The organism is Pasteurella sp. XG20 (assembly GCF_018968665.1).
GTDB classification, from domain to species: domain Bacteria; phylum Pseudomonadota; class Gammaproteobacteria; order Enterobacterales; family Pasteurellaceae; genus Pasteurella; species Pasteurella multocida.
Genome location: NZ_CP076656.1, coordinates 70209 through 91109 on the forward strand (window position 1 = coordinate 70209; position 20901 = coordinate 91109).

18 protein-coding genes are annotated in these 20901 nt (G+C 40.5%); 11 read left to right on the forward strand and 7 right to left on the reverse strand.

What is annotated here, in order from left to right; genetic code table 11:
* Positions 1-24: 24 nt before the first annotated feature.
* Genes KPF51_RS00275 through KPF51_RS00285 form a run of 3 tightly spaced genes read right to left on the reverse strand, consistent with a single transcriptional unit; the run spans position 25 to position 3476 of the window.
* The gene (locus tag KPF51_RS00275; protein ID WP_005724897.1) at positions 25-1044 is read right to left on the reverse strand and encodes a substrate-binding domain-containing protein; all 1020 of its coding nucleotides are present in this window, start codon (positions 1042-1044) and stop codon (positions 25-27) included.
* Positions 1045-1069: 25 nt separating this feature from the next.
* On the reverse strand, positions 1070-2512 hold the full coding sequence (locus KPF51_RS00280) for a glycoside hydrolase family 32 protein (RefSeq protein WP_005724899.1): 1443 nt from the start codon (positions 2510-2512) through the stop codon (positions 1070-1072).
* 37 nt (positions 2513-2549) lie between these two features.
* A complete protein-coding gene (locus tag KPF51_RS00285) occupies positions 2550-3476 on the reverse strand; it encodes an aminoimidazole riboside kinase (protein ID WP_005724900.1) in 927 nt (308 codons plus the stop codon).
* A gap of 185 nt (positions 3477-3661) precedes the next feature.
* On the opposite strand from KPF51_RS00285, the gene hflD reads away from it, so the two are divergent.
* The 6 genes from hflD to KPF51_RS00315 all read left to right on the forward strand — a co-directional run bounded on the left by hflD (position 3662) and on the right by KPF51_RS00315 (position 10565).
* Positions 3662-4273: a high frequency lysogenization protein HflD gene (gene hflD / locus KPF51_RS00290; protein WP_005724902.1), complete on the forward strand. Its 612-nt coding sequence runs from the start codon at positions 3662-3664 to the stop codon at positions 4271-4273.
* Between the two features lie 27 nt (positions 4274-4300).
* Positions 4301-5668 carry an adenylosuccinate lyase gene (gene purB / locus KPF51_RS00295; protein WP_061406270.1) on the forward strand — a complete coding sequence of 456 codons (1368 nt, stop codon included), beginning with the start codon at positions 4301-4303 and terminating at the stop codon, positions 5666-5668.
* Between the two features lie 358 nt (positions 5669-6026).
* Positions 6027-7613, forward strand: coding sequence for an L-lactate permease (locus KPF51_RS00300; RefSeq protein ID WP_061406269.1), 1587 nt, complete (start codon positions 6027-6029; stop codon positions 7611-7613).
* A gap of 77 nt (positions 7614-7690) precedes the next feature.
* Entirely contained in the window at positions 7691-8410 is a 720-nt protein-coding gene (locus KPF51_RS00305) for a (Fe-S)-binding protein (RefSeq protein WP_005719269.1), read from the forward strand.
* Positions 8411-8421: 11 nt separating this feature from the next.
* The gene (locus KPF51_RS00310) at positions 8422-9825 is read left to right on the forward strand and encodes a LutB/LldF family L-lactate oxidation iron-sulfur protein (RefSeq protein ID WP_005724907.1); all 1404 of its coding nucleotides are present in this window, start codon (positions 8422-8424) and stop codon (positions 9823-9825) included.
* 17 nt (positions 9826-9842) lie between these two features.
* Positions 9843-10565, forward strand: a complete 723-nt coding sequence (locus KPF51_RS00315; RefSeq protein ID WP_061406268.1) for a lactate utilization protein C — start codon at positions 9843-9845, stop codon at positions 10563-10565.
* A 92-nt stretch (positions 10566-10657) separates the two neighbouring features.
* Here the strand turns inward: KPF51_RS00315 and pssA are convergent, their stop codons facing one another.
* Complete coding sequence (gene pssA / locus KPF51_RS00320; protein WP_064661127.1) at positions 10658-12034, reverse strand: CDP-diacylglycerol--serine O-phosphatidyltransferase; 1377 nt, start codon at positions 12032-12034, stop codon at positions 10658-10660.
* Between the two features lie 165 nt (positions 12035-12199).
* Here pssA and KPF51_RS00325 point away from each other — a divergent pair, with 165 nt between their 5' ends.
* The gene (locus tag KPF51_RS00325; RefSeq protein ID WP_005752335.1) at positions 12200-13279 is read left to right on the forward strand and encodes a TrmH family RNA methyltransferase; all 1080 of its coding nucleotides are present in this window, start codon (positions 12200-12202) and stop codon (positions 13277-13279) included.
* A gap of 158 nt (positions 13280-13437) precedes the next feature.
* Here KPF51_RS00325 and KPF51_RS00330 read toward each other — a convergent pair whose 3' ends face one another.
* A complete protein-coding gene (locus KPF51_RS00330) occupies positions 13438-13698 on the reverse strand; it encodes a YfhL family 4Fe-4S dicluster ferredoxin (protein WP_005719279.1) in 261 nt (86 codons plus the stop codon).
* 77 nt (positions 13699-13775) lie between these two features.
* On the opposite strand from KPF51_RS00330, the gene KPF51_RS00335 reads away from it, so the two are divergent.
* The 4 genes from KPF51_RS00335 (at position 13776) to KPF51_RS00350 (ending at position 18276) form a co-directional block, all read left to right on the forward strand.
* Complete coding sequence (locus KPF51_RS00335) at positions 13776-14471, forward strand: hypothetical protein (RefSeq protein ID WP_005719283.1); 696 nt, start codon at positions 13776-13778, stop codon at positions 14469-14471.
* A 116-nt stretch (positions 14472-14587) separates the two neighbouring features.
* Positions 14588-15751, forward strand: coding sequence for a phosphoglycerate kinase (gene pgk, locus KPF51_RS00340; protein ID WP_005752336.1), 1164 nt, complete (start codon positions 14588-14590; stop codon positions 15749-15751).
* A 113-nt stretch (positions 15752-15864) separates the two neighbouring features.
* A complete protein-coding gene (gene fbaA / locus KPF51_RS00345) occupies positions 15865-16944 on the forward strand; it encodes a class II fructose-bisphosphate aldolase (RefSeq protein ID WP_005719287.1) in 1080 nt (359 codons plus the stop codon).
* An 81-nt stretch (positions 16945-17025) separates the two neighbouring features.
* Positions 17026-18276, forward strand: a complete 1251-nt coding sequence (locus tag KPF51_RS00350) for an O-antigen ligase (protein WP_061406266.1) — start codon at positions 17026-17028, stop codon at positions 18274-18276.
* 21 nt (positions 18277-18297) lie between these two features.
* Here the strand turns inward: KPF51_RS00350 and KPF51_RS00355 are convergent, their stop codons facing one another.
* Both KPF51_RS00355 and relA read right to left on the reverse strand, forming a co-directional pair.
* Positions 18298-18654 (reverse strand): diacylglycerol kinase, encoded by a 357-nt coding sequence (locus tag KPF51_RS00355; protein ID WP_005724931.1) that lies wholly within the window; start codon positions 18652-18654, stop codon positions 18298-18300.
* Between the two features lie 23 nt (positions 18655-18677).
* A complete protein-coding gene (relA, locus tag KPF51_RS00360; protein WP_061406265.1) occupies positions 18678-20897 on the reverse strand; it encodes a GTP diphosphokinase in 2220 nt (739 codons plus the stop codon).
* Between the last annotated feature and the right edge of the window lie 4 nt (positions 20898-20901).

Here is a 20901-nt window from a genome sequence, read left to right on the forward strand (position 1 = left end):
CCTTGTCTTCAGCGTTGTGATAGCTTAATCACGATAAATGACGTCACAGTCGATTTTTTGGTTAGGGCTTTTTTTACCTGCAAAGTAACGCATAATATGTTGGAAAATCTGCTGGGCAAGCTGGGGGTGATTTTGTTTAATAGAATGTATGTGGAATGGCAGGGCATTTAAGATATCGTGATCATCGAAAGTGGCTAAATGTAACTGACGATTAAGTAATAAATCCATTTTTTTTTGCTCTGTTAAGTAACGTAACACGCCCTCTAACAAAGTATAGGAAGCGGTGAAGATCGCTTGAGGTAAACGACCTAGTTTAGCTTCTGTCTCCGCTAACATTTGATAACCTGATTCTGGTTGATAGGTGCGGTGTAATATCCATTCTTTTTTTAGGTTAAGATTGGCTTGTTTAAGCCCTTGTAAAAAGCCCGCTAAGCGTGATTCGCTAGGAGAAAGGGTACGCTGTCCGCCAAAGTACATGAATTCTGTTAGCTGATACTGGTCACATAGACGGCAAATTAAAGTCGTAATGTGTTCACTATCATTACTGATGACATAGTTCAGCGCCAAGTCTGGTACATAACGATCCAATTGTAAAATAGGAGTGTGTTGACCGATTTTCTGGTAGTAACTCGGATCTTGATGAGTAGGGGCCGTAATTAAAAAATCAATTTGACGATCCAATAAGCGCTCAATCGCTAATTTTTCTTGCTGTGGATTGTCATCTGAACAGGCAATAATAAGTTGTAAACCATTTTCACGACACTGCTTTTCTAATATTTTAGCTGTACAGGCAAAGCCGTAGTTCGTCAGATCTGGAATCACGAAACCTATTACATTAGAGCGTTGCATTTTGAGTGATTTGGCGTAGACATTTGCTCGATAACCTTGTTGTTCCGCAATGGCTTTTACGCGTTGACACGTCTCCGCTTTAATTTTAAATTCCTCACCTCGATTATTTAAAATCATACTGACGGTAGTGGTGGATAAACCACAACATTTCGCAATATCGCTGAGGGTGATACGTTTTTTATTAGTAATGCTCATGCTGTAAAGAGAAATAAATGAAAACTTAGGGTGTTAAGATAATGGGTTTTAATTCTGCCACAGAAACACAGAGCGGGCGAGAGCTATCTAACGCATTTTCTCGATCTGCAATAAAGAAACGTGAAGTCATCACTTTCTCACCTTGATTTAAAAAAATTTCCACGACAGAACGATCAAAGAATATTTCCACATGGTTTAATTGAGGCAAAATACAATGGCGTTGTTCACCAAATTGTTGCATCAAGGCGGTCTGTGTTGTGTATGTTCTATCTAGCGTCAGTATGCCATTTTGATAGCGTAAAATCAGTTGTTGTCCTCGCTGGTTTGTGAAAAAACGCAGTGTGAAAGGCTGATTTTCAGCATCAAAAGCAACATAGCTACGATCTAAATGTGGAATTTGTTGCTTGCCCTCCACCCAATATTTATGCGCAGGTAGACACTGGTCATACACTTGTGGAATTGGGCGCTGATAAAGTATTCCCTGCTGAATTGAAAATTGACGTGGCAAACTTAGCATAGAATGCCATTGGTATTCATCCGTTGGATAGGTTAAGTCTGGTAAGCCAACCCAAGCATAATAGATACCTTCCGATCCCTGAATACTTTGTGGCGCATAAAAGTCAAAGCCATAATCCAGTTCTTCGATATGCTGTGCGGAAAAGTGCAAATTGGCATATTGACCCAGCGCATAAGTGGCATGGTAGTGATTTTGGAAACAGTAGGTTTTTTGTGCTTTGCCTTGAGGGGACCAAAGAAACAGATCTTGTTCTTGAAGCTTGAGCAAATCAGGGCATTCCCACATAAATACCTGCTGGTTATCAAAATCAGGGAGTTTGAATTCACCGATAAGTTGTGGTGTGGCATCAAGATCGGTCATTTCATAGATTAACGCTGTGCCAGAAAGATCTTCACGTTGTGCACCGAGAATAAAGCGAATTTTGCCTTCTTCCGTTATAAATGGTTTGGGATCTCTGACGTGCTCGGTATAACCTGTTGGGGCTTGATTTAACAAGCAACGTTTTTTTAAGAGTGTGCCGTCTTTCTTAAAAATCGCGATGTTTTGGTGTGGAATACGTTGATTTTCTGCGTTGCGCGTGTTGCCAGTATAAAAAGCAACAATCTGATCTTGCCATAACAGTGCGCCACCCGAATAGCAACCGTGTGATTCAAATAGTTCATCTGGAATCAATGGATCTGCAGCTTGAAAATGGTGAAAATCATACGTAATAAAATGTTTCCAATGTTTCATTCCGTGTATTGCGGCGTACGGGAACCATTGATAAAAAATATGATATTTTTCGCCATCAAACACTAAACCATTAGGATCATTTAATAAGCCTGTTTCTGGCGCAAGATGATAAGTCGGGCGAAATTGTGTATCGCGTAGTACATGTTGTCGAATCTGTGCAAGTTCCCCGACTTGCTGTGCGTGCAAACTTTTGTATTTGCCTTGATTAAAAATATACATAGGTGATGTCCAAAAATGGCAGAAAAATGACCGCACTTTACTCAGCGAGAAAGGCATCTAATTGCTGTTTATTGGGTAACGCAGACATGGCGCCCTTTGCCGTTGTCGCTAATGCGCCGCATGCATTGGCTTGTTTGATGATCTCGACAAGTGCGGTTGGATTTTGCCAATTTTTTACTTGTGAGATACCAAATAAGAGTCCACTGACGAAAGCATCTCCTGCCCCTGTCGTATCAACGGGGATTAACGCTTTTTTACTGGAAACCAATTGGCTTTTGCCTTGTAAGTAATAGGTTGCGCCTAATTTACCCAATGTCACAATAATGAGCTTATCGGGATAGTGTTGGGTCAGTTTAGCGGTAGCGTCTGATAGCGTATCGCTGTCAGTTAAGAACAATAATTCTTCTTCGGAAAATTTTAATACATCAGCCAAGGCGACCACTTGATTTACAACGGTTTTCATTTCTGCTGGGCTATTCCATAACGATTCTCGTAAATTCGGATCGAAAGAGAAGAATCCCCCTTCTGCTTTAATTCGATGAATCGCGGCAAATGTACTGGAACGTGAAGGTTCATTGATAAGCGCAATAGAGCAACAATGTAACCAATCATTTGGGTTAAAATGTGGCAGATCAGAAAGTTCTAAAAATTGATCCGCACTTGGATTCACCATAAAAGTAAAACTGCGTTCACCTTCTTTTAAGTCAACAATCACGGTGGAAGTCCGTTGTTTGGGATCGAGGTGCATATATTGGGTACAGACATTTTCTTGTTGTAATTTGTTTAACATAAAGCGTCCTAATGGGTCATCTCCCACTCGTCCAATAAAGCCAGTTGTGGCGCCTAAACGCGCAATGCCTACTGCCACATTCGCGGGGGCTCCGCCAGCACAACGTAAATAAGTGTTTTCCCCTTCCGGAATTAAATCAACCACCGCATCGCCTAATACCCAGATTTTGCCCATTTTGCTTTCTCCCACAGATTGGATTTTCATCATTTTAATCCTAACTAAAACGTTTTAGTTTTACAAGCTGGATTTTTATTTTTGCGATCTAGATCAAGTTTTCAGCGGTGACATCGTTTGCTTTAAAAAAATGTTAAAAAGTGCTATATTGTCCCCCGATTTTTCATCATCCTATTTCCAATCCTATGGCGAATTACTACGATATTACTTTAGCTCTGGCAGGTGTGTGTCAAGCCGCAAAATTGGTACAACAATTTGCTCATGAAGGGCAAGCGGATCAGGCAGCGTTTGAAACCAGTCTGAATACCTTGTTACAAATTTACCCAGAAGATACTTTGGCCGTCTTTGGTGGTAAAGCGCAGAATTTAAAATTGGGGCTTGAAACCTTGTTAGAACAAATGCATGGAACAGGGTCGGATTTAAGCCGATATTGGATTAGCTTACTGGCGTTAGAGAGTAAGCTGAATAAAGATCCCCATGCAAAAGCAGAACTTGCACGCCGTATTCAATATTTACCAACGCAACTTGAACATTATGATTTACTTGATGAACAAATGTTGTCCACTTTAGCCAGCATTTATGTGGATGTCATCAGCCCATTAGGTAAAAAAATTCAAGTGACAGGTTCCACGCTTTATTTACAGCAATTAGCTATGCATCATCGTATTCGCGCCTGCTTATTAGCGGGCATTCGTTCTGCGGTATTATGGCGCCAAGTGGGGGGAACAAAATGGCAAGTGTTATTCTCTCGTCGCAAAATTATCGCTATGGCAAAACAGATTTATTCTTCACTTTAATCATTTTATTTTATGGAGCAAACCGCTATGCAACTTAATGCATTAACTGCACTTTCCCCGATTGATGGTCGTTATCAAGACAAAGTGAGTTCACTACGTTCAATTTTTAGTGAATTTGGCTTGTTAAAATTTCGTGTGACAGTGGAAGTGCGCTGGTTACAAAAATTAGCTGCCACCGATCAAATTCAAGAAGTTTCTTTATTATCTCAAGAGGCAAACGATTACTTGAATCACATCGTTGAAAATTTCAGTGTGCAAGATGCTGAACGTATTAAAGAAATTGAACGCACGACGAACCACGATGTGAAAGCGGTGGAATATTTCTTAAAAGAAAAAAGTGAAGCTTTACCAGAATTAGCCAAAATCAGTGAATTTATTCACTTCGCTTGTACCTCAGAAGACATTAACAATCTTTCGCATGCATTAATGCTAAAAACGGCACGTGAAACGGTGATTCTGCCAGAATGGCAAAAATTGATCGCCGATATTACCGCACTTGCTAATGAGTATAAGACGATCCCATTACTTTCGCGTACACATGGACAACCTGCATCGCCTTCTACGATGGGGAAAGAAATGGCGAACGTGGTGTATCGCTTACAACGTCAGTATAAACAATTACAGCAGATTGACATTTTAGGTAAAATCAATGGTGCGGTAGGTAACTATAATGCCCATTTATCAGCGTATCCTGATATTGATTGGCATCAATTCAGTGAAGAGTTTGTGACATCATTAGGCTTAACTTGGAACCCATATACCACACAAATTGAACCACATGACTACATTGCTGAGTTTTTCGATAATATGGCGCGCTTTAATACTATTATTATCGATTTTGACCGTGACTTATGGGGATATATTGCGTTAAATCATTTCAAACAACGTACCATTGCCGGTGAAATTGGATCTTCAACCATGCCACATAAAGTCAATCCAATCGACTTTGAAAATTCAGAGGGAAATCTTGGTTTAGCCAATGCAGTCATGGCACATTTAGGCGCAAAATTACCGGTTTCTCGCTGGCAACGTGATTTAACGGATTCCACCGTATTACGTAACTTAGGTGTGGGATTAGGCTATTGTTTAATTGCGTACGCGGCGACACGTAAAGGTATCAGTAAATTAGAAGTGAACGAGCAGCATTTACGTGATGAGTTGGATCAAAACTGGGAAGTCCTTGCCGAACCTATCCAAACAGTGATGCGTCGTTATGGTATTGAAAAGCCGTATGAGAAATTAAAAGCGTTAACCCGTGGTAAGCGTGTGGATGCAGAAGCGATGCGTGAATTTATCGAAACATTAGATATTCCAGCGCAAGAAAAAATCCGTTTACAACAAATGACGCCTGCAACCTATATTGGTGCCGCGGTGGAATTAGTGGAAAAACTGTAACATAAAATAAATAGAGTGAGTCAAAAAATAAGGCTGTGTGATATGTCATACAGCCTTATTTATTTTAACTAATAAATTAAATTATTTCTGATATAAAAATAAGAAATTGGCTTATATTCGTATATAAATTAATCAAACGGTTCGTAAAATATAAGATGTGTGAGTTTTGTCACAGAAAAAAATCTGATTTTTAAAGCATTTTTTTAAAATTACTTTAATATAACAACTTATTAACATTTTAAGTGGTATATTATTTGTGTAGTTTTATTTTTCATGAAAATACATACTCATAAATAGTTATTCTTTGGCGTTGATATTTTGATGTTATCTCAAATTTAATTTTTATGTAGGGTTTTTTATGGTTTTCTTTTTAAGTATTCTTCCTATTGTCTTATTGATTTATTTAATGGTAAAACGTAATAGCTTACCGTCTTATATCGCACTTCCTTTGATTGCTGTTTTAACTTATCTCTTACAAGCATTTTATTTTGGGACAGATTTAACCCGTTTAAATGCCAATGTCATTGCGGGATTAATTGCGACACAAACACCGATTACAATTATTTTTGGTGCAATTTTATTTAACCGCATGATGGAAGTATCAGGCAGCACCGATGTATTACGTAAATGGTTAGCCAATATCAATCCGAATCCAGTGGCGCAAATTATGATCATTGGTTGGGCATTTGCCTTTATGATTGAAGGCGCGAGTGGCTTTGGAACGCCAGCAGCGATTGCCGCGCCAATCTTGATGGGTTTAGGTTTTAAACCGCTACAAGTGGCAATGCTAGCGTTAGTGATGAACTCTGTACCGGTTTCTTTCGGTGCGGTTGGTACACCAACTTGGTTTGGTTTCGGACCATTAGGATTAAGCGAAGACGTAGTACTTGAAGTGGGGCAGAAAACGGCATTTATTCACTTCATTGCAGCCTTTGTGATTCCCGTCTTAGCGTTACGTTTCTTAGTCAGCTGGCAACAAATCAAACAGAATCTTGTTTTCATTTATATCAGCATTTTAGCTTGTACTATTCCTTATTTCTTATTAGCGCAAGTGAACTATGAGTTCCCTGCTTTAGTGGGGGGAGCTATCGGTTTATTTATCTCAATTCTCGTGGCGAATAAAGGGATTGGGGTGAGTAAAACAGCGCAGGCAGACATACAGCTCGAAAAAGTGGAATTTGGCGTACTGGTTAAAGCCTTATTCCCAACCATGATGTTGATTGCGATCTTAATTGTGACACGTATTCACCAATTAGGGATTAAGCAATTATTAAATGATGCGACTACCTGGTTCTCTGTATCTTTAGGTGCCTTCGGTGAATTCAAAGTGAGCCAAGCGTTAATCTTGTCTTTAAACAATATCTTGGGTCAAGGTATTAACGAAAGCTATAAAACTTTATATGTGCCTTCACTGATTCCATTTATTGTCACGGTGATCATTTCGATTTTTGTGTTTAAACTCAATGGGGCAAAAGCCAAAACCATTGCGGTGAGCACCTATCAACAAACGAAAAAACCATTCTTTGCGTTATTAGGCGCCTTAGTTATGGTAAAATTAATGTTAGTTGGCAATGAGAATTATGATTCTATGGTGATTACTATTGGTAAAACCTTCGCTGATGTTACTGGAGATAAATGGGTGTATTTCTCCTCTTATCTTGGTGCTATCGGTGCATTTTTCTCAGGATCTAATACTGTTTCAAATTTAACTTTTGGTGGGATCCAACTCTCTATCGCTGAAACCACAGGCATGTCTGTACCATTAATCCTTGCACTACAATCTGTGGGCGGTGCAATGGGTAACATGGTGTGTTTGAATAACATTATTGCCGTATGTACTGTATTAAATGTCAGTAACCAAGAAGGTTCGATTTTAAAACGGACGGTGGTTCCAATGTTCCTCTATGGTGTTATCGCAGCGTTGGTTGCAGTTGTTATTTACTAATTTATTTTTGATGTCTTTTTTTAAATATAGCTAACTTGCCCGAGTTAGCTATATCCGCATTTATTGGAGTGATGAAAATGAATGTCAATTTTTATGTGACGTGCATTGGTGATGCCTTAAAATCCAATGTCGCTAAACAGTCTGTTCTCCTTTTAGAACAACTCGGATGTAAAATTACCTTTCTTGAACAACAAGGTTGTTGTGGGCAACCTGCGCTTAACAGCGGTTATGTTTTATCTGCTATCCCTGGCATGAAAAAATTGATTGAAACTTTTGAAGTCAATGATTATCCCATCGTTGCCCCTGCTGGTTCTTGCGTGTATGCCATTAAAACTTATGCAGAATACTTGAAAGAGGAACCCGAATGGGCTGCGCGCGCTCAAAAAGTGGCGGATCGTTTTTACGACTTAACCGATTTTATTGTGAATCAGTTAAAGGTTGTCAATGTGGGGGCGAAACTCGCGGGTAACGCGGTATATCACCCTTCTTGTAGCTTATTCCGTAAACTTGGCGTGAAAGAAGAGCCAGTGAAATTATTACAGCAGGTGGAAGGATTAAATTTATTGCCGATCCATAATCAAGAAACTTGTTGTGGTTTTGGTGGCACATTCTCCGTCAAAATGGCGGAAATTTCAGGCGAAATGGTGAAAGAAAAAGTACAGCATATTATGGCGGTGAAGCCGTTGTATTTAATCGGTGCAGATGTCAGTTGTTTACTTAATATTGGCGGACGTCTCAAACGTGAGGGGCATCATGTAAAAGTGATGCATATTGCTGAAGTGTTAATGAGTCGCTAAGGGGGAGAATGATGTCTATTAAAACGAGCCACCTTAAATTTAAACCACGCATCAATGAAGAAATTCAAAATGACATTATGCGTAAAGCTGTGGTGATGGCACAAGAGCGTATCGGTGCAAACCGCCAGAAAATGGTGGAGGAATTAGGGCATTGGGAAGAATGGCGAGAGCATGCCAAAGAGATTCGTAACCATGTCATTGAAAATTTAGATGCTTATTTGTATCAGCTTTCAGAGAAAGTGACCCAAAATGGTGGTCATGTGTATTTTGCGGCAACAGCAGAAGAAGCCACAAATTACATTAAAGACGTCGCCAAGCAGAAAAATGCCAAGAAAATTGTCAAATCGAAATCCATGGTGACGGAAGAAATTGGCATGAATCATGTGTTAGAAGCTGAGGGGATCAAAGTCGTTGAAACTGACTTAGGTGAATATATTTTACAAGTGGCAGAAGATAAGCCTTCACATATTGTGGTACCTGCCATTCATAAAGACCGTCATCAAATCCGTAAAGTACTGGCTGAAAAATTAGGTTATACCGGTTCCGATACACCAGAAGAAATGACCCTATTTATTCGTGAAACGATCCGTAATGATTTCTTAGAAGCGGATATCGGCGTAAGCGGTTGTAACTTTGCGGTGGCAGAAACGGGCAGCGTATGTTTAGTCACTAATGAAGGGAACTTACGTTTAGCCACATCCTTGCCAAAAACACATATTGCAGTGATGGGTATGGAGCGTTTAGCGCCAACCTTTAAAGAAGTGGATGTGCTAATTACCTTGCTTGCACGCAGTGCGGTAGGGGCACGTTTAACGGGCTATAACACTTGGTTAACTGGACCACGTCTAGCTGGGGAAACTGATGGACCTGAAGAGTTCCACTTAGTGATCGTCGATAATGGTCGTTCAAAAATGCTCGGTTCAGAGTTTCGTGAGGTTTTACGTTGTATTCGTTGTGGCGCTTGTTTAAATACTTGTCCAGCCTATCGTCAAATTGGTGGTCATGGTTATGGTTCGATTTATCCGGGTCCAATCGGTTCAGTGATTTCACCTATTTTAGGGGGGTATGAGGAGTTTAAAGACTTACCTTCAGCATGTTCCTTATGTACGGCGTGTAACCAAGTTTGTCCTGTGAAAATTCCACTCGCCAATTTGTTATTAAAACACCGCCGTCATATTGCCGAATCAGGTATGAATCCATTAGCAGAACGGCTTTCTGTCAAAGCGTTCACGTTAGCAAATAGTCACCCAAGTCTGTGGAAAATTGGTATGAATGTAGGGGCGAAAGTGGCGAAATTGGCGATTCGTGATGGCAAAATGCCGATTCAAGTAGGTGCGATTGCTGAATGGACAAAAGCCCGTGATTTACCAGACGCTGAAGGCGAAAGCTTCCGTTCTTGGTTTAAAAACCGTTAATTAAGTGAGGAATTTCGATGTTAGATCAAAATAATAGACAACAGTTTTTAGATCACCTTGCCAAACAATTAGGACGTGAGCCTCGTACGCAAGTCGTCAGTGAATATCATCCGCTAAATGATTATCCAGTGACTCGTTTAACCGAGTTAAGTCTTGACCAGCGTTGTGATGCGTTCGTGGAATTTGCGTCGCAAACCATGTTAGTCAATTGCCAAGTGACCACACCAGAACAAGCTACTGCTGATTTGTTGGCAATGTGTGAGAAATATGGTGGCGGTCCAGTGATTTTAAATGATGATTCTCGTTTAGTCGAAGCGGGGATTACGCCGGCAGTACAAGCCAAATATGAAACTCATATTTGGTCAGAAAATGCAGCAGAAATTAACCGCACTTTTGCGAATACTGCGAATATTGGAATTGTGTTTGCAGAATACGGTTTAACCGAATCCGGTGGAATTGTGTTATTTTCTGATGCACAGCGTGGACGTTCAGTGAGCTTATTACCAAAAGTGTCGATTGTTGTATTAAACAAAAGTACGATTTTGCCACGTGTGGCACAGCTTTCTGAAATTCTTCATCAAAAAGCGAAGCAAGGTGAGCGTATGCCATCTTGCATTAACTTAATTGCGGGACCCAGTTCAACAGCGGATATTGAATTAATCAAAGTGGTTGGTGTACATGGACCGGTGGCGAAAGCCTATTTAATTATTGATGATACAAAAAATGTTTCCATTTCTTAACTGATTGTGTCGTTTAAAAAAGACCGCGAAAGTGCGGTCTTTTTTTATGTTTTTTGAATGAGAAAATATCACCATGACAGAGTGATTGACTATTATAAGATCATCTTCACGAGCTTATCCGCTTTTACACGGGCAAATTTTTTCAATAACTTTTGTACGGGGGCAGGATACTGTTTCATTTCGTCAAGTTCAGAATAATGGCGCAACACTTGCGTATGTTGGCGAATGTAATCCAGTTCTTGTTCAAATTGTGCGCGTAGCTCTTGTTTTGGATCGTAGATAAATAAACCATTCTCTGCATCCAAGCGCCATGCTCTAGGATTTAGATTATTGCCAGTGAGGAGCACATAATTGTTATCGACCCAAACCCCTTTCAAGTGGTATGAATTATCCCCATCTTTCCAAGTCCGAATCACTAACAAACCTTGGTTAATCTCATATTCAAACTTTTTGCTAAAGCGGCGTAAATTGCTTTCGTATAGATAAGGCAAGGCACCCGCCATTTTAAAGGGTTCTGAAGGCGGGATATAGAAGTCATTTGCAGTTTTGTCACCGACAATAATTTCCACTTTTTTCCCTTTATTCAGCAAGCGGCGGATTTTTTGTTGTAGCGTACGTGGAAAATTAAAATAAGGAGTACAAATCGCTAATTCCTCTTCCACAATTTGGAAGAGATCCTCGATCACTTGGTTTAATTGGTTACTGTATTTACTCAAGCCAAAGAGCGCAGAAATACTGAGTTGTTCAGGTGTTTCCTCCAAGAAACGCGCGCCTTTTAACGTATAACGGGCATCAAAAGCGAGTGTTTTACGAAATTCTTTAATCGCGGGGCGTATTTCTTTGGTTGTTGGACGAGTGTTCTGATCTAATGGGTGAACAGCTAACGGATCCAACAAATAGTCGTTGATAAAGTTCACCATGCTGTTGGCTAATTCAGGATGCGTGATTTTATGGTAGCGATCGTAACGGTATTTATTAAATTGATTTAAGTAAACATTGTTAATACTTGCACCGCTGTATAAGACCGTATCATCAAACACAAAGCCTTTAATATGTAACACACCAAAGACTTCTCGAGTGTTCACTGGCACCCCAAAAAAGAGAGGTGAATCTTGCTCTGCTTGATATTTCGCACGTTGTTCACAATACCAGTCAGCATTGGTCATACTTTTTTCCGCACCCAGTAAATTGCGTTGTGCACGGTGCCAGTCAATTAAAATCTTGATTTCTAATGACGGGTTGTTTTGTTTGGCACGGTAGATTTCATCTAAAATTTCTTGACCCGCTTCGTCATGTTGCCAATAAAGTGCGGTCACATAAATGCGTGATTTTGCTTGTTTAATGAGCTGAAGGATTTGCTGTTTGAATGCGGCAGCGCTATAAATAAATTCAACGTGTTCAGCTTGTAAGGGTAAACAGAATAAACGATTGATATTTTGTTTTGCTCGTTTGGTTTTGTTTATCAGCATAAAAATCATTCTCTATAGTTTGATTAGCTCTGTAGTTTACAATATTTACCTCGCGACTTGGTAGAAAAATGCGGTTTTTTCGTTATAATGCTCACACTTTCTTGCAACGCTAGGTGATTTTTTGCCCAGCTTTGCCTCCTCAACTCATCAAATAGGCATATCGAAATGAATAGTAAAGCGAAAGCGCCTGTCTTTCAACAAACCAGTAATAAGCAATTTCATGAACGCAGCGTTGGCGAAAAATCTGTCAAAACTGCACCGCACTTTAAAGAAAAATTTGACGGACGTGGCGAGGCGAAGACTCGCGAAAAATTGACGGGCAATAAATTTTCGGCGAGAAGTAAACCTGTGCGTCGTTCACAGCAAGTCGAACAGCATATTTCTGAAATCTCCATGCGTACAGCATCTGGCGAAGAAGGCAAAGTGAAAGTTGTGGTGAAAAGTACGGGTGCCAGTGATAAACCTCGTGAGAAAAAAACTGGGGCACTTTCGCCACGTGCACCCGAAAAAATTAAGAAAAACCGTGCAGAAGAAATGAAAGTCTATGGCGAGAATGCTTGTCAGGCATTGTTTGCACAACGTCCGGAAAGCATTGTGCGTATTTGGGCAACGGTAGAGATGGCGAAAAAGAGCGGTGAACTTTTCAGTTATTTAGCAGAGCAGAAAAAAGCCTATCATGTGGTGGACAGTGCGGAACTCGCTTTAGTGAGCGGTACCGCGCATCATGGCGGCATTTGTATGTTAGTGAAAAAAGCCCGTCCTTTTACTTTAGCCGGATACTTGGACATTCCACGTAAACAAGATTGTCTTGTGTTGATAGATGGCGTGCAAAATCCACATAATTTAGGCGGTGTTGTGCGTACTTGTGCGGTGTTTGGTGTGAAAGGTGTGGTGATTGAACAAGCGTTAGCGGATAATTTAAACGCGCCTGCGGCAATGCGTGTGGCAGAAGGGGGAATGGAATATGTTCGGGTGTTGGAAACAACCGATGTGCCAAAGGCATTAGCGCAATTGCGTCAAGCAGGTTATCAACTTATTCATGTGACGGCGAATAAACAAGCTAAGCCGCTATCGAAATTACACTTTACTGAGAAAGTAGTGTTTGTTCTAAATGAACAAGGCGATGCTTCTCTTGCACAAGCCGAAGATGAACAGGTGGTGTTGTCTCTTGGTAATCCATTAAAAGCAGAATTAAATATTGCGGTGGCAACGGGCATTTTATTAGCACAGTGGGACTATCGTTGAGGTTAACAGAATCGGGCATTTGCCCGATTTTTCATCATGTTCAGGGAAAGGGGTGTGGGATGTAACCTAAGGAGGGGCAAAGAAAAACGTATGCCTGCGATTGAGGCTCGTTTTCAGGCATTTTCAAGGTGGCTAAGAATTGTTACACTCGATACAGGCTATAATTTATCTGCGTGATGAATCAGAACAAACCGTTCCCACAGTTGCTCATTGGTTTCAATGTGGTCGGGATCGGTAATAATACAGTGATTAATGGGGCAGACTTTTTGACAGGTTGGGATGTCATAATGCCCCACGCATTCTGTGCAAAGGGCGGGATCAATGACGTAAATTTCCTCTCCCATTGAAATTGCTTGATTTGGACATTCCGGCTCACACATATCGCAATTTGTGCATTTGTCTGTGATTAAAAGCGCCATGGTGTTTGTCCTTTGCTGTGTTACAGTGAAAGCGACGAATTATAATCAATCCGCTCCAAAAGTGAAATAGGAATTTTATGAACGAGAAAAAAACACTTCAGCTGTCTATCTTTGTGGTTTGTTTTCTAATGTTTTTGTTGTCAGGCTGGTATTTCTTTTCTAAGCAAAAACAAGCTGTTGAAATTATCGTGGATCGTAATTACGACTATATTATGAAAAATGATCCGATCGGTCAAAACGCCAATGCGCCGACGGATTATTATACGTTTGTATTATCTTGGTCGCCGGCATTTTGTGAGAAGCAGCGTAATCGTTATGGTGATGACTTACCTAATTCATTGCAATATCAATGTGGTTTAACTCAGCAATTTGGCTGGGTGATTCATGGCTTATGGCCTCAAAATGAGCGTGCGCGTCGCGTCTCAGATCAACCGCGTTTTTGCCGAGGGGATTTACCAATGGTACCGCAAGAGATCATTGAGCAATATTTACCAGAATCGCCAAGTGCCAGCTTATTACAAGGTGAGTGGGAAAAACACGGTGCTTGTGCTTTTGATGATGCAAAAGCGTATTTTGACAAACAACGTGAACTGTATCGCACCTTAAAATTACCAAATTATGAATTAAGTCGGAATGAACTTTTCCAGTGGTTGCGTAAAAATAATAAGCACCTAAAAGAGGCATATTTAGGGGCAAGTCGTAATGAACTCTTTATTTGTTATGACTTAAAATGGCAGGTGATCGATTGTCCAAGAAGTCGTACAGGATATTAATTTTTATTTATTAAATAATAAAAATTATTTGATCTAACGCAGTACAGCCTAGTTAGAAAGGGGTATAATGCGTTTAGTTTTCTCATTTTTTAATTTAACCAGTAAGAGGATAAAATATGTCAGTAATCAAAATGACAGACTTGGATTTGAGCGGCAAACGTGTGTTTATTCGTGCTGATTTAAATGTGCCAGTCAAAGATGGCAAAGTGACTTCTGATGCACGTATCCGTGCGACCATCCCTACCTTGAAACTTGCGCTTGAAAAAGGCGCAAAAGTGATGGTGACTTCACACTTAGGTCGCCCAACAGAAGGCGAATTTGATGAAGCAAACTCACTGAAACCTGTAGTTGATTACTTAAATGCAAATTTAGATGTGCCTGTTCGTTTAGTACGCGATTATTTAGACGGTGTGGACGTTAACCAAGGCGAAATCGTGGTATTAGAAAACGTGCGCATTAACAAAGGTGAGAAGAAAAACGATCCCGAATTAGGCAAAAAATATGCCGCACTTTGTGATGTCTTTGTGATGGATGCCTTTGGTACTGCACACCGTGCGCAAGCCTCGACTTACGGTGTGGCTGAATATGCGCCAGTGGCTTGTGCAGGTCCATTATTAGCTGCTGAATTAGATGCTTTAGGCAAAGCCTTAAAAGAACCTGCGCGTCCAATGGTGGCGATTGTAGGGGGGTCGAAAGTCTCAACTAAATTAGAAGTGTTAAATTCCTTATCTAAAATTGCGGACCAAATTATTGTGGGCGGGGGTATCGCCAATACCTTCATTGCTGCAGCAGGTCATAACGTCGGTAAATCCTTATATGAAGAAGATTTAATTCCTGTGGCGAAAAACTTAGCAGCAAGCACAGATATTCCTGTACCCGTTGATGTTCGCGTTGGTTTAGAATTCTCTGAAACTGCAGCAGCAACAGAAAAAGCCGTCAATGAAGTGAAAGATGATGAATCCATTTTTGATATTGGTGATAAATCAGCAGAACAACTCGCGGAAATCATCAAAAATGCGAAAACGATTCTTTGGAATGGTCCAGTGGGCGTGTTTGAGTTCCCGAATTTCCGTAAAGGGACTGAAATCATTTCTCAGGCAATCGCCAATAGCGAAGGTTTCTCAATTGCAGGTGGTGGTGACACATTAGCGGCGATTGACCTATTCGGTATCAAAGATAAAATTTCTTATATTTCAACAGGTGGTGGTGCGTTCTTAGAATTCGTTGAAGGTAAAGTATTACCAGCAGTAGAAATCTTAGAAAAACGTGCAAATGGTTAATTGGGTAGGGGCAGGCTTGTGTAGTCGCCCCTCTCTATTTTGAATGAGAATAAGCATTAGGCTTATCAAGAAACGAAATTTCACTCTAATCAAATAAATAAAGGAAGTAGAAAATGGCTAAATTATTAGATATTGTAAAACCCGGCGTTGTTACTGGTGATGATGTTCAGAAAGTATTTGCATATGCAAAAGCAAACAATTTTGCGATTCCAGCGGTAAACTGCGTGGGTTCAGACTCTGTAAATGCCGTATTAGAAACCGCAGCACGTGTCAAAGCACCTGTGATTATTCAATTCTCAAATGGTGGTGCACAATTTTATGCTGGTAAAGGCTTAAAACCAGCAAGTGGTGCACGTACAGATGTACTGGGTGCCATTGCAGGGGCAAAACATGTTCACGCGTTGGCAGAAGAATATGGTGTACCGGTGATTTTACATACTGACCATGCAGCGAAAAAACTTCTTCCATGGATTGACGGTTTATTAGAGGCGGGTGAAAAACATTTTGCTGAAACAGGCAAACCATTATTCTCTTCTCACATGATTGATCTTTCTGAAGAACCTATGGAAGAAAACATGGCTATTTGCCGTGAATACCTCGCGCGTATGGACAAAATGGGGATGACGTTAGAAATCGAAATCGGTATCACGGGTGGTGAAGAAGATGGGGTTGATAACTCTGACGTAGAAGAATCTAAACTTTATACGCAACCAGAAGATGTACTTTATGTTTATGATCAATTAAACCCTGTGAGCCCACGTTTCACAGTCGCTGCGGCATTCGGTAACGTACATGGTGTTTATAAGCCGGGTAATGTGAAATTAAAACCGTCTATCTTAGGTGCATCACAAGAATTTGTTTCTAAAGAACGTGGTTTGCCAGCGAAATCAATCGACTTTGTCTTCCATGGTGGTTCAGGCTCAAGCCGTGAAGAGATCCGCGAAGCGATCAGTTACGGTGCGATCAAAATGAATATCGATACCGACACACAATGGGCATCTTGGGAAGGGATTTTGAAATTCTACAACGCAAATCAAGATTATCTTCAAGGTCAATTAGGTAACCCAGAAGGTCCTGATGCACCAAACAAAAAATACTATGATCCACGTGTTTGGTTACGTAAAATGGAAGAATCCATGTCTAAACGTTTAGAACAATCTTTCGAAGATTTGAATTGTATTGATGTTCTATAAGCAACTCAATTCAGTTACAATGAAGCCGCACGTTGATGTGCGGTTTTTTTTGTTTGTTTCTTTATTAAGTTGTTAGATATTATGCAAAGCTTAAAAAAATCTTCTTTATACGTATTGAGTATAAATTTTATTATTTTTATCTTCTTTCCCACGCTTTTTCTTGTAAAAGGTGGGCATAATATTGCCTCTGTCGGGTTATGTGGCATCGCACTCATTTACCTGATTTCTCGTCTGCTTAACAGGGAAGAGCTTGACTCACTGCCTCGTGCAGAAAAAATCTGGATGTTATGTCTTCTTTTTTATAGCGCAGCGTTTTTATTGTCTTTCTTTTGGCATGCTGAAAAGTTAAGGGAACTCGAACATATTGCTAAGTTGTGCCTGTTTATCCCATTGTTATATTTATTTGAACGTTATCGACCTCATATCAATTGGCTACTTAAGGGAATTTTATTCGGTGCGATAATTGCAGGCGGGGTGGCGATTTATGATCGCTTTATCTTAAATGTTTATGCGGCGTATTCACCGCGTATGTTACAGATTCAAGCGGGCGATATTGCCATGTCTTTAGGTCTTTTTTCGTTTGTGATTGGTTTGCATTCGTTTAGTCGACAGCAATATCGTCAGATGTTGTGGGCGATTATTGCGACGTTATTCGGGATACTTGGTAGTGTGTTATCGACGGCTCGGGGTGGCTGGATTGGCTTACCGCTGCTGTTATGTTTTGCGTTGTTTGCTTATCGTCAGTATTTATCGAAAAAAATTCTCTTTTTTGTGAGTTTGTTTTTTGTGTTTCTGTTGGCAGCTGTTGCATTCGCCCCTAAAACAAAGTTGATTTCTCGTGTGACAGAAGCATATACCGAAACACAACAATATTTTGACGCACAAGCAGAACAATCGACCTCGATTGGCGCGCGTTTTGCGTTATGGAAAAGTGCATTGCTTATGGCAAAAGAAAAACCACTATTAGGTTGGGGAAATGCGGGAGCGATGGAGAAACGTCAAGTGCAGCAACAAGAAGGGGTGATAAGTGAATATGCCGCCAATTTTACCCATGCACATAATCAATATTTGGATAACCTGTCAAAATATGGTTTTGTAGGGTTAGTTGCATTACTGGCGATTTTTAGTGTGCCATTTTGTTATTTTTATCGAAAACGACATGCCATAAAGGGTGAGGAAAAATTAGTGGCAACATTAGGTATGCTTCATATTATTTCAGTGATGTGCTATTCCTTAACTCAAGCCTTTTTAAACCATAATTCCGGTAATATTTTTTATTTCTTATCGGTTTTTATTTTCTATGGCTGTTTAAAACACAGTGAAAAGGAATAACACATAATATGATTTGTCTGCTCAATAAAAGAGCACCAGTGCCCACACAACAACCACATTGACCATGGCAATAAAAACGGAAGCGGAGCCGAAATCTTTAGCGCGCCCAGAGAGTTCATGATGGTCCAAGCTGATGCGATCAACGACCGCTTCAATCGCACTATTAATCAGTTCAAAGGCAAGGACTAACAAAAGAGAGCCAAGCATTAAGGCAATTTCAATCCCATTTTCACCGAGCCAAAAGGCTAAAGGCACCAAAAAAAGGGCGGCGAGCAGTTCATGGCGAAACGCAGTTTCAAATTTAACCGCACTTTTTAACCCTTTGAGTGAATAACCAGTGGCTTTAATCAGATGAGTAAGTCCTGTTGTTTTATACATTTTTATTATCCTTAATGGCTGAATTACAGTCGTTTTGCTTCAATGACATCGTCGAGTTTTGAGAGACGAGCTAGAATTTTACTCAAAATTTGAACATTATTCAGCTCAATTTCCATATCAATTGTCGCTAATTGTTTTTTAGTATCAGTACGACTCGATACGCCTAAGACACTAATTTTATCGTTGGCTAAAACCGTCGTGATATCACGTAATAAGCCACTGCGATCACTGGCGATAATACGAATACTGATTTTAAATCCACTGGCATAGTTATCACCCCAAATGGACTCTACCACTCGTTCGGGATGGGCTTGTTGTAGCTCGAGGAATTGTTCGCAATCACTACGGTGAATGGAAATCCCCCGTCCCATTGTGATATAACCCATAATATGATCGCCCGGAATCGGTTGACAACAACGGGCAATGTGATGCATTAAATTCCCGACGCCCTCTACGATCACATAACCCCGAGGCTTTTCTTTTTGTTGATTATTCGCCGCACTTTTATTTGCTACATGACGTAAGATTTCTTCATCAACTTCTTGAGCCGTCGTTTTAATTAACTTGTTTTGTAAGAAGTTGATGAGGTGATTGAGGCGAATATCACCGCCACCGATACCCGCGTATAAATCCTCTAAATTTTTTAGGTTGTAACGCGCTAAGGCGTGTGGTTCGATTTGTTTTAAGCCGATGTTTAAGCGTGTAAGTTCATTTTCCAGCATTTCTTTACCTGCTGGAATATTTTTCTCACGATCTTGTTTTTTAAACCAAGCATGGATTTTAGCCCGTGCTTTGGCGGTATGTGTAAAGCCTAAGTTAGGATTTAACCAGTCGCGACTTGGGTTGGCATTTTTCTGTGTAATGATGTCAATTTGATCACCCATTTGTAGCTGATAGGTGAACGGAACAATACGACCACTGACTTTGGCACCAATACAGCGATGACCAATTTCGCTATGAATGGCATAGGCAAAATCTAATGGGGTGGAGCCTGTCGGTAAATCGATAACCTCACCTTTGGGGGTAAACACATAAACGCGATCGTCAAAGACCTGACTACGCATTTCTGCCATAATTTCGCCGGAGTCCGTAATATCATCTTGCCAAGCAAGCAATTTGCGTAACCAGGTGATTTTTTCTTCATAGCCAGAACGACCGCCAATCGCGCCTTCTTTATATTTCCAGTGGGCGGCTACCCCAAGCTCGGCATCATCATGCATTTGTTGAGTGCGAATTTGCACTTCCACCGGTTTACCGCCTTTGCCGAGGACAACAGTATGGATAGATTGGTAACCATTGGGTTTCGGGTTCGCCACGTAATCATCAAATTCTTTCGGAATATGTTTGAAGTGGGTATGCACAATGCCAAGTGCGGTATAACAATCTTGCAATTTAGGGACGATAATTCGCACTGCACGAACATCGTAGAGATCGCTAAATTCAAGATGTTTTTTCTGCATTTTGCGCCAAATGCTATAGATGTGTTTCGGACGACCATACACTTCCACTTTATCAATGTTATGGCGTAAATAGTCGCTTACTTCGGAGACAAAATCGGCAATGTATTGTTCTCGATCAAGGCGTCTTTCTTTCAATAAGTTGGCAATGCTACGATATTGCTCAGGGTGGAGATAACGGAAACAGTAATCTTCTAATTCCCATTTTAATTGCCCGATACCTAAACGATTTGCCAGTGGGGCATAAATATTGGCACATTCTTTGGCGGCTAGGACTTTATCTTCTTCAGAGCAGGTTTGTTCGGCATCCCTTAAAAAAGTAATGCGTTCTGCCAGTTTGATAATCACACAACGGAAATCATCTACCATCGCGAGTAACATGCGGCGGATATTATCTACTTGTGCGTTATTGGCGGATTGGCTGGCATTTAATTGGCGAATGTTATCCATTTCCATCACGCCTTTTGCCAATTTATAGATATTTGCCCCAAAATCTTCGTTAATTTGGCTGAGTTCGACAAGCTTGTGATGAATCGTCGGATAGAGCATTGCCGTGAGTAAGCTATCTGCATCCATATTCAGACTGTGTAGAATTTCGACCATTTCTACGCCAGAGTGCAATGAGCAAGAAGAGGCGTCGTGGTGTTGCGGTATGTACTTTTGCGAGTAATACCAAGCGTTGACCAGATTTTCTCGTACTTCTGGTGAAACCTCTAAACTGGCACACCAGGTTTCAATAACAAAATCTTTTGGATTGAGTAAGTGTGATCCTCGCACTGCAACCATAATC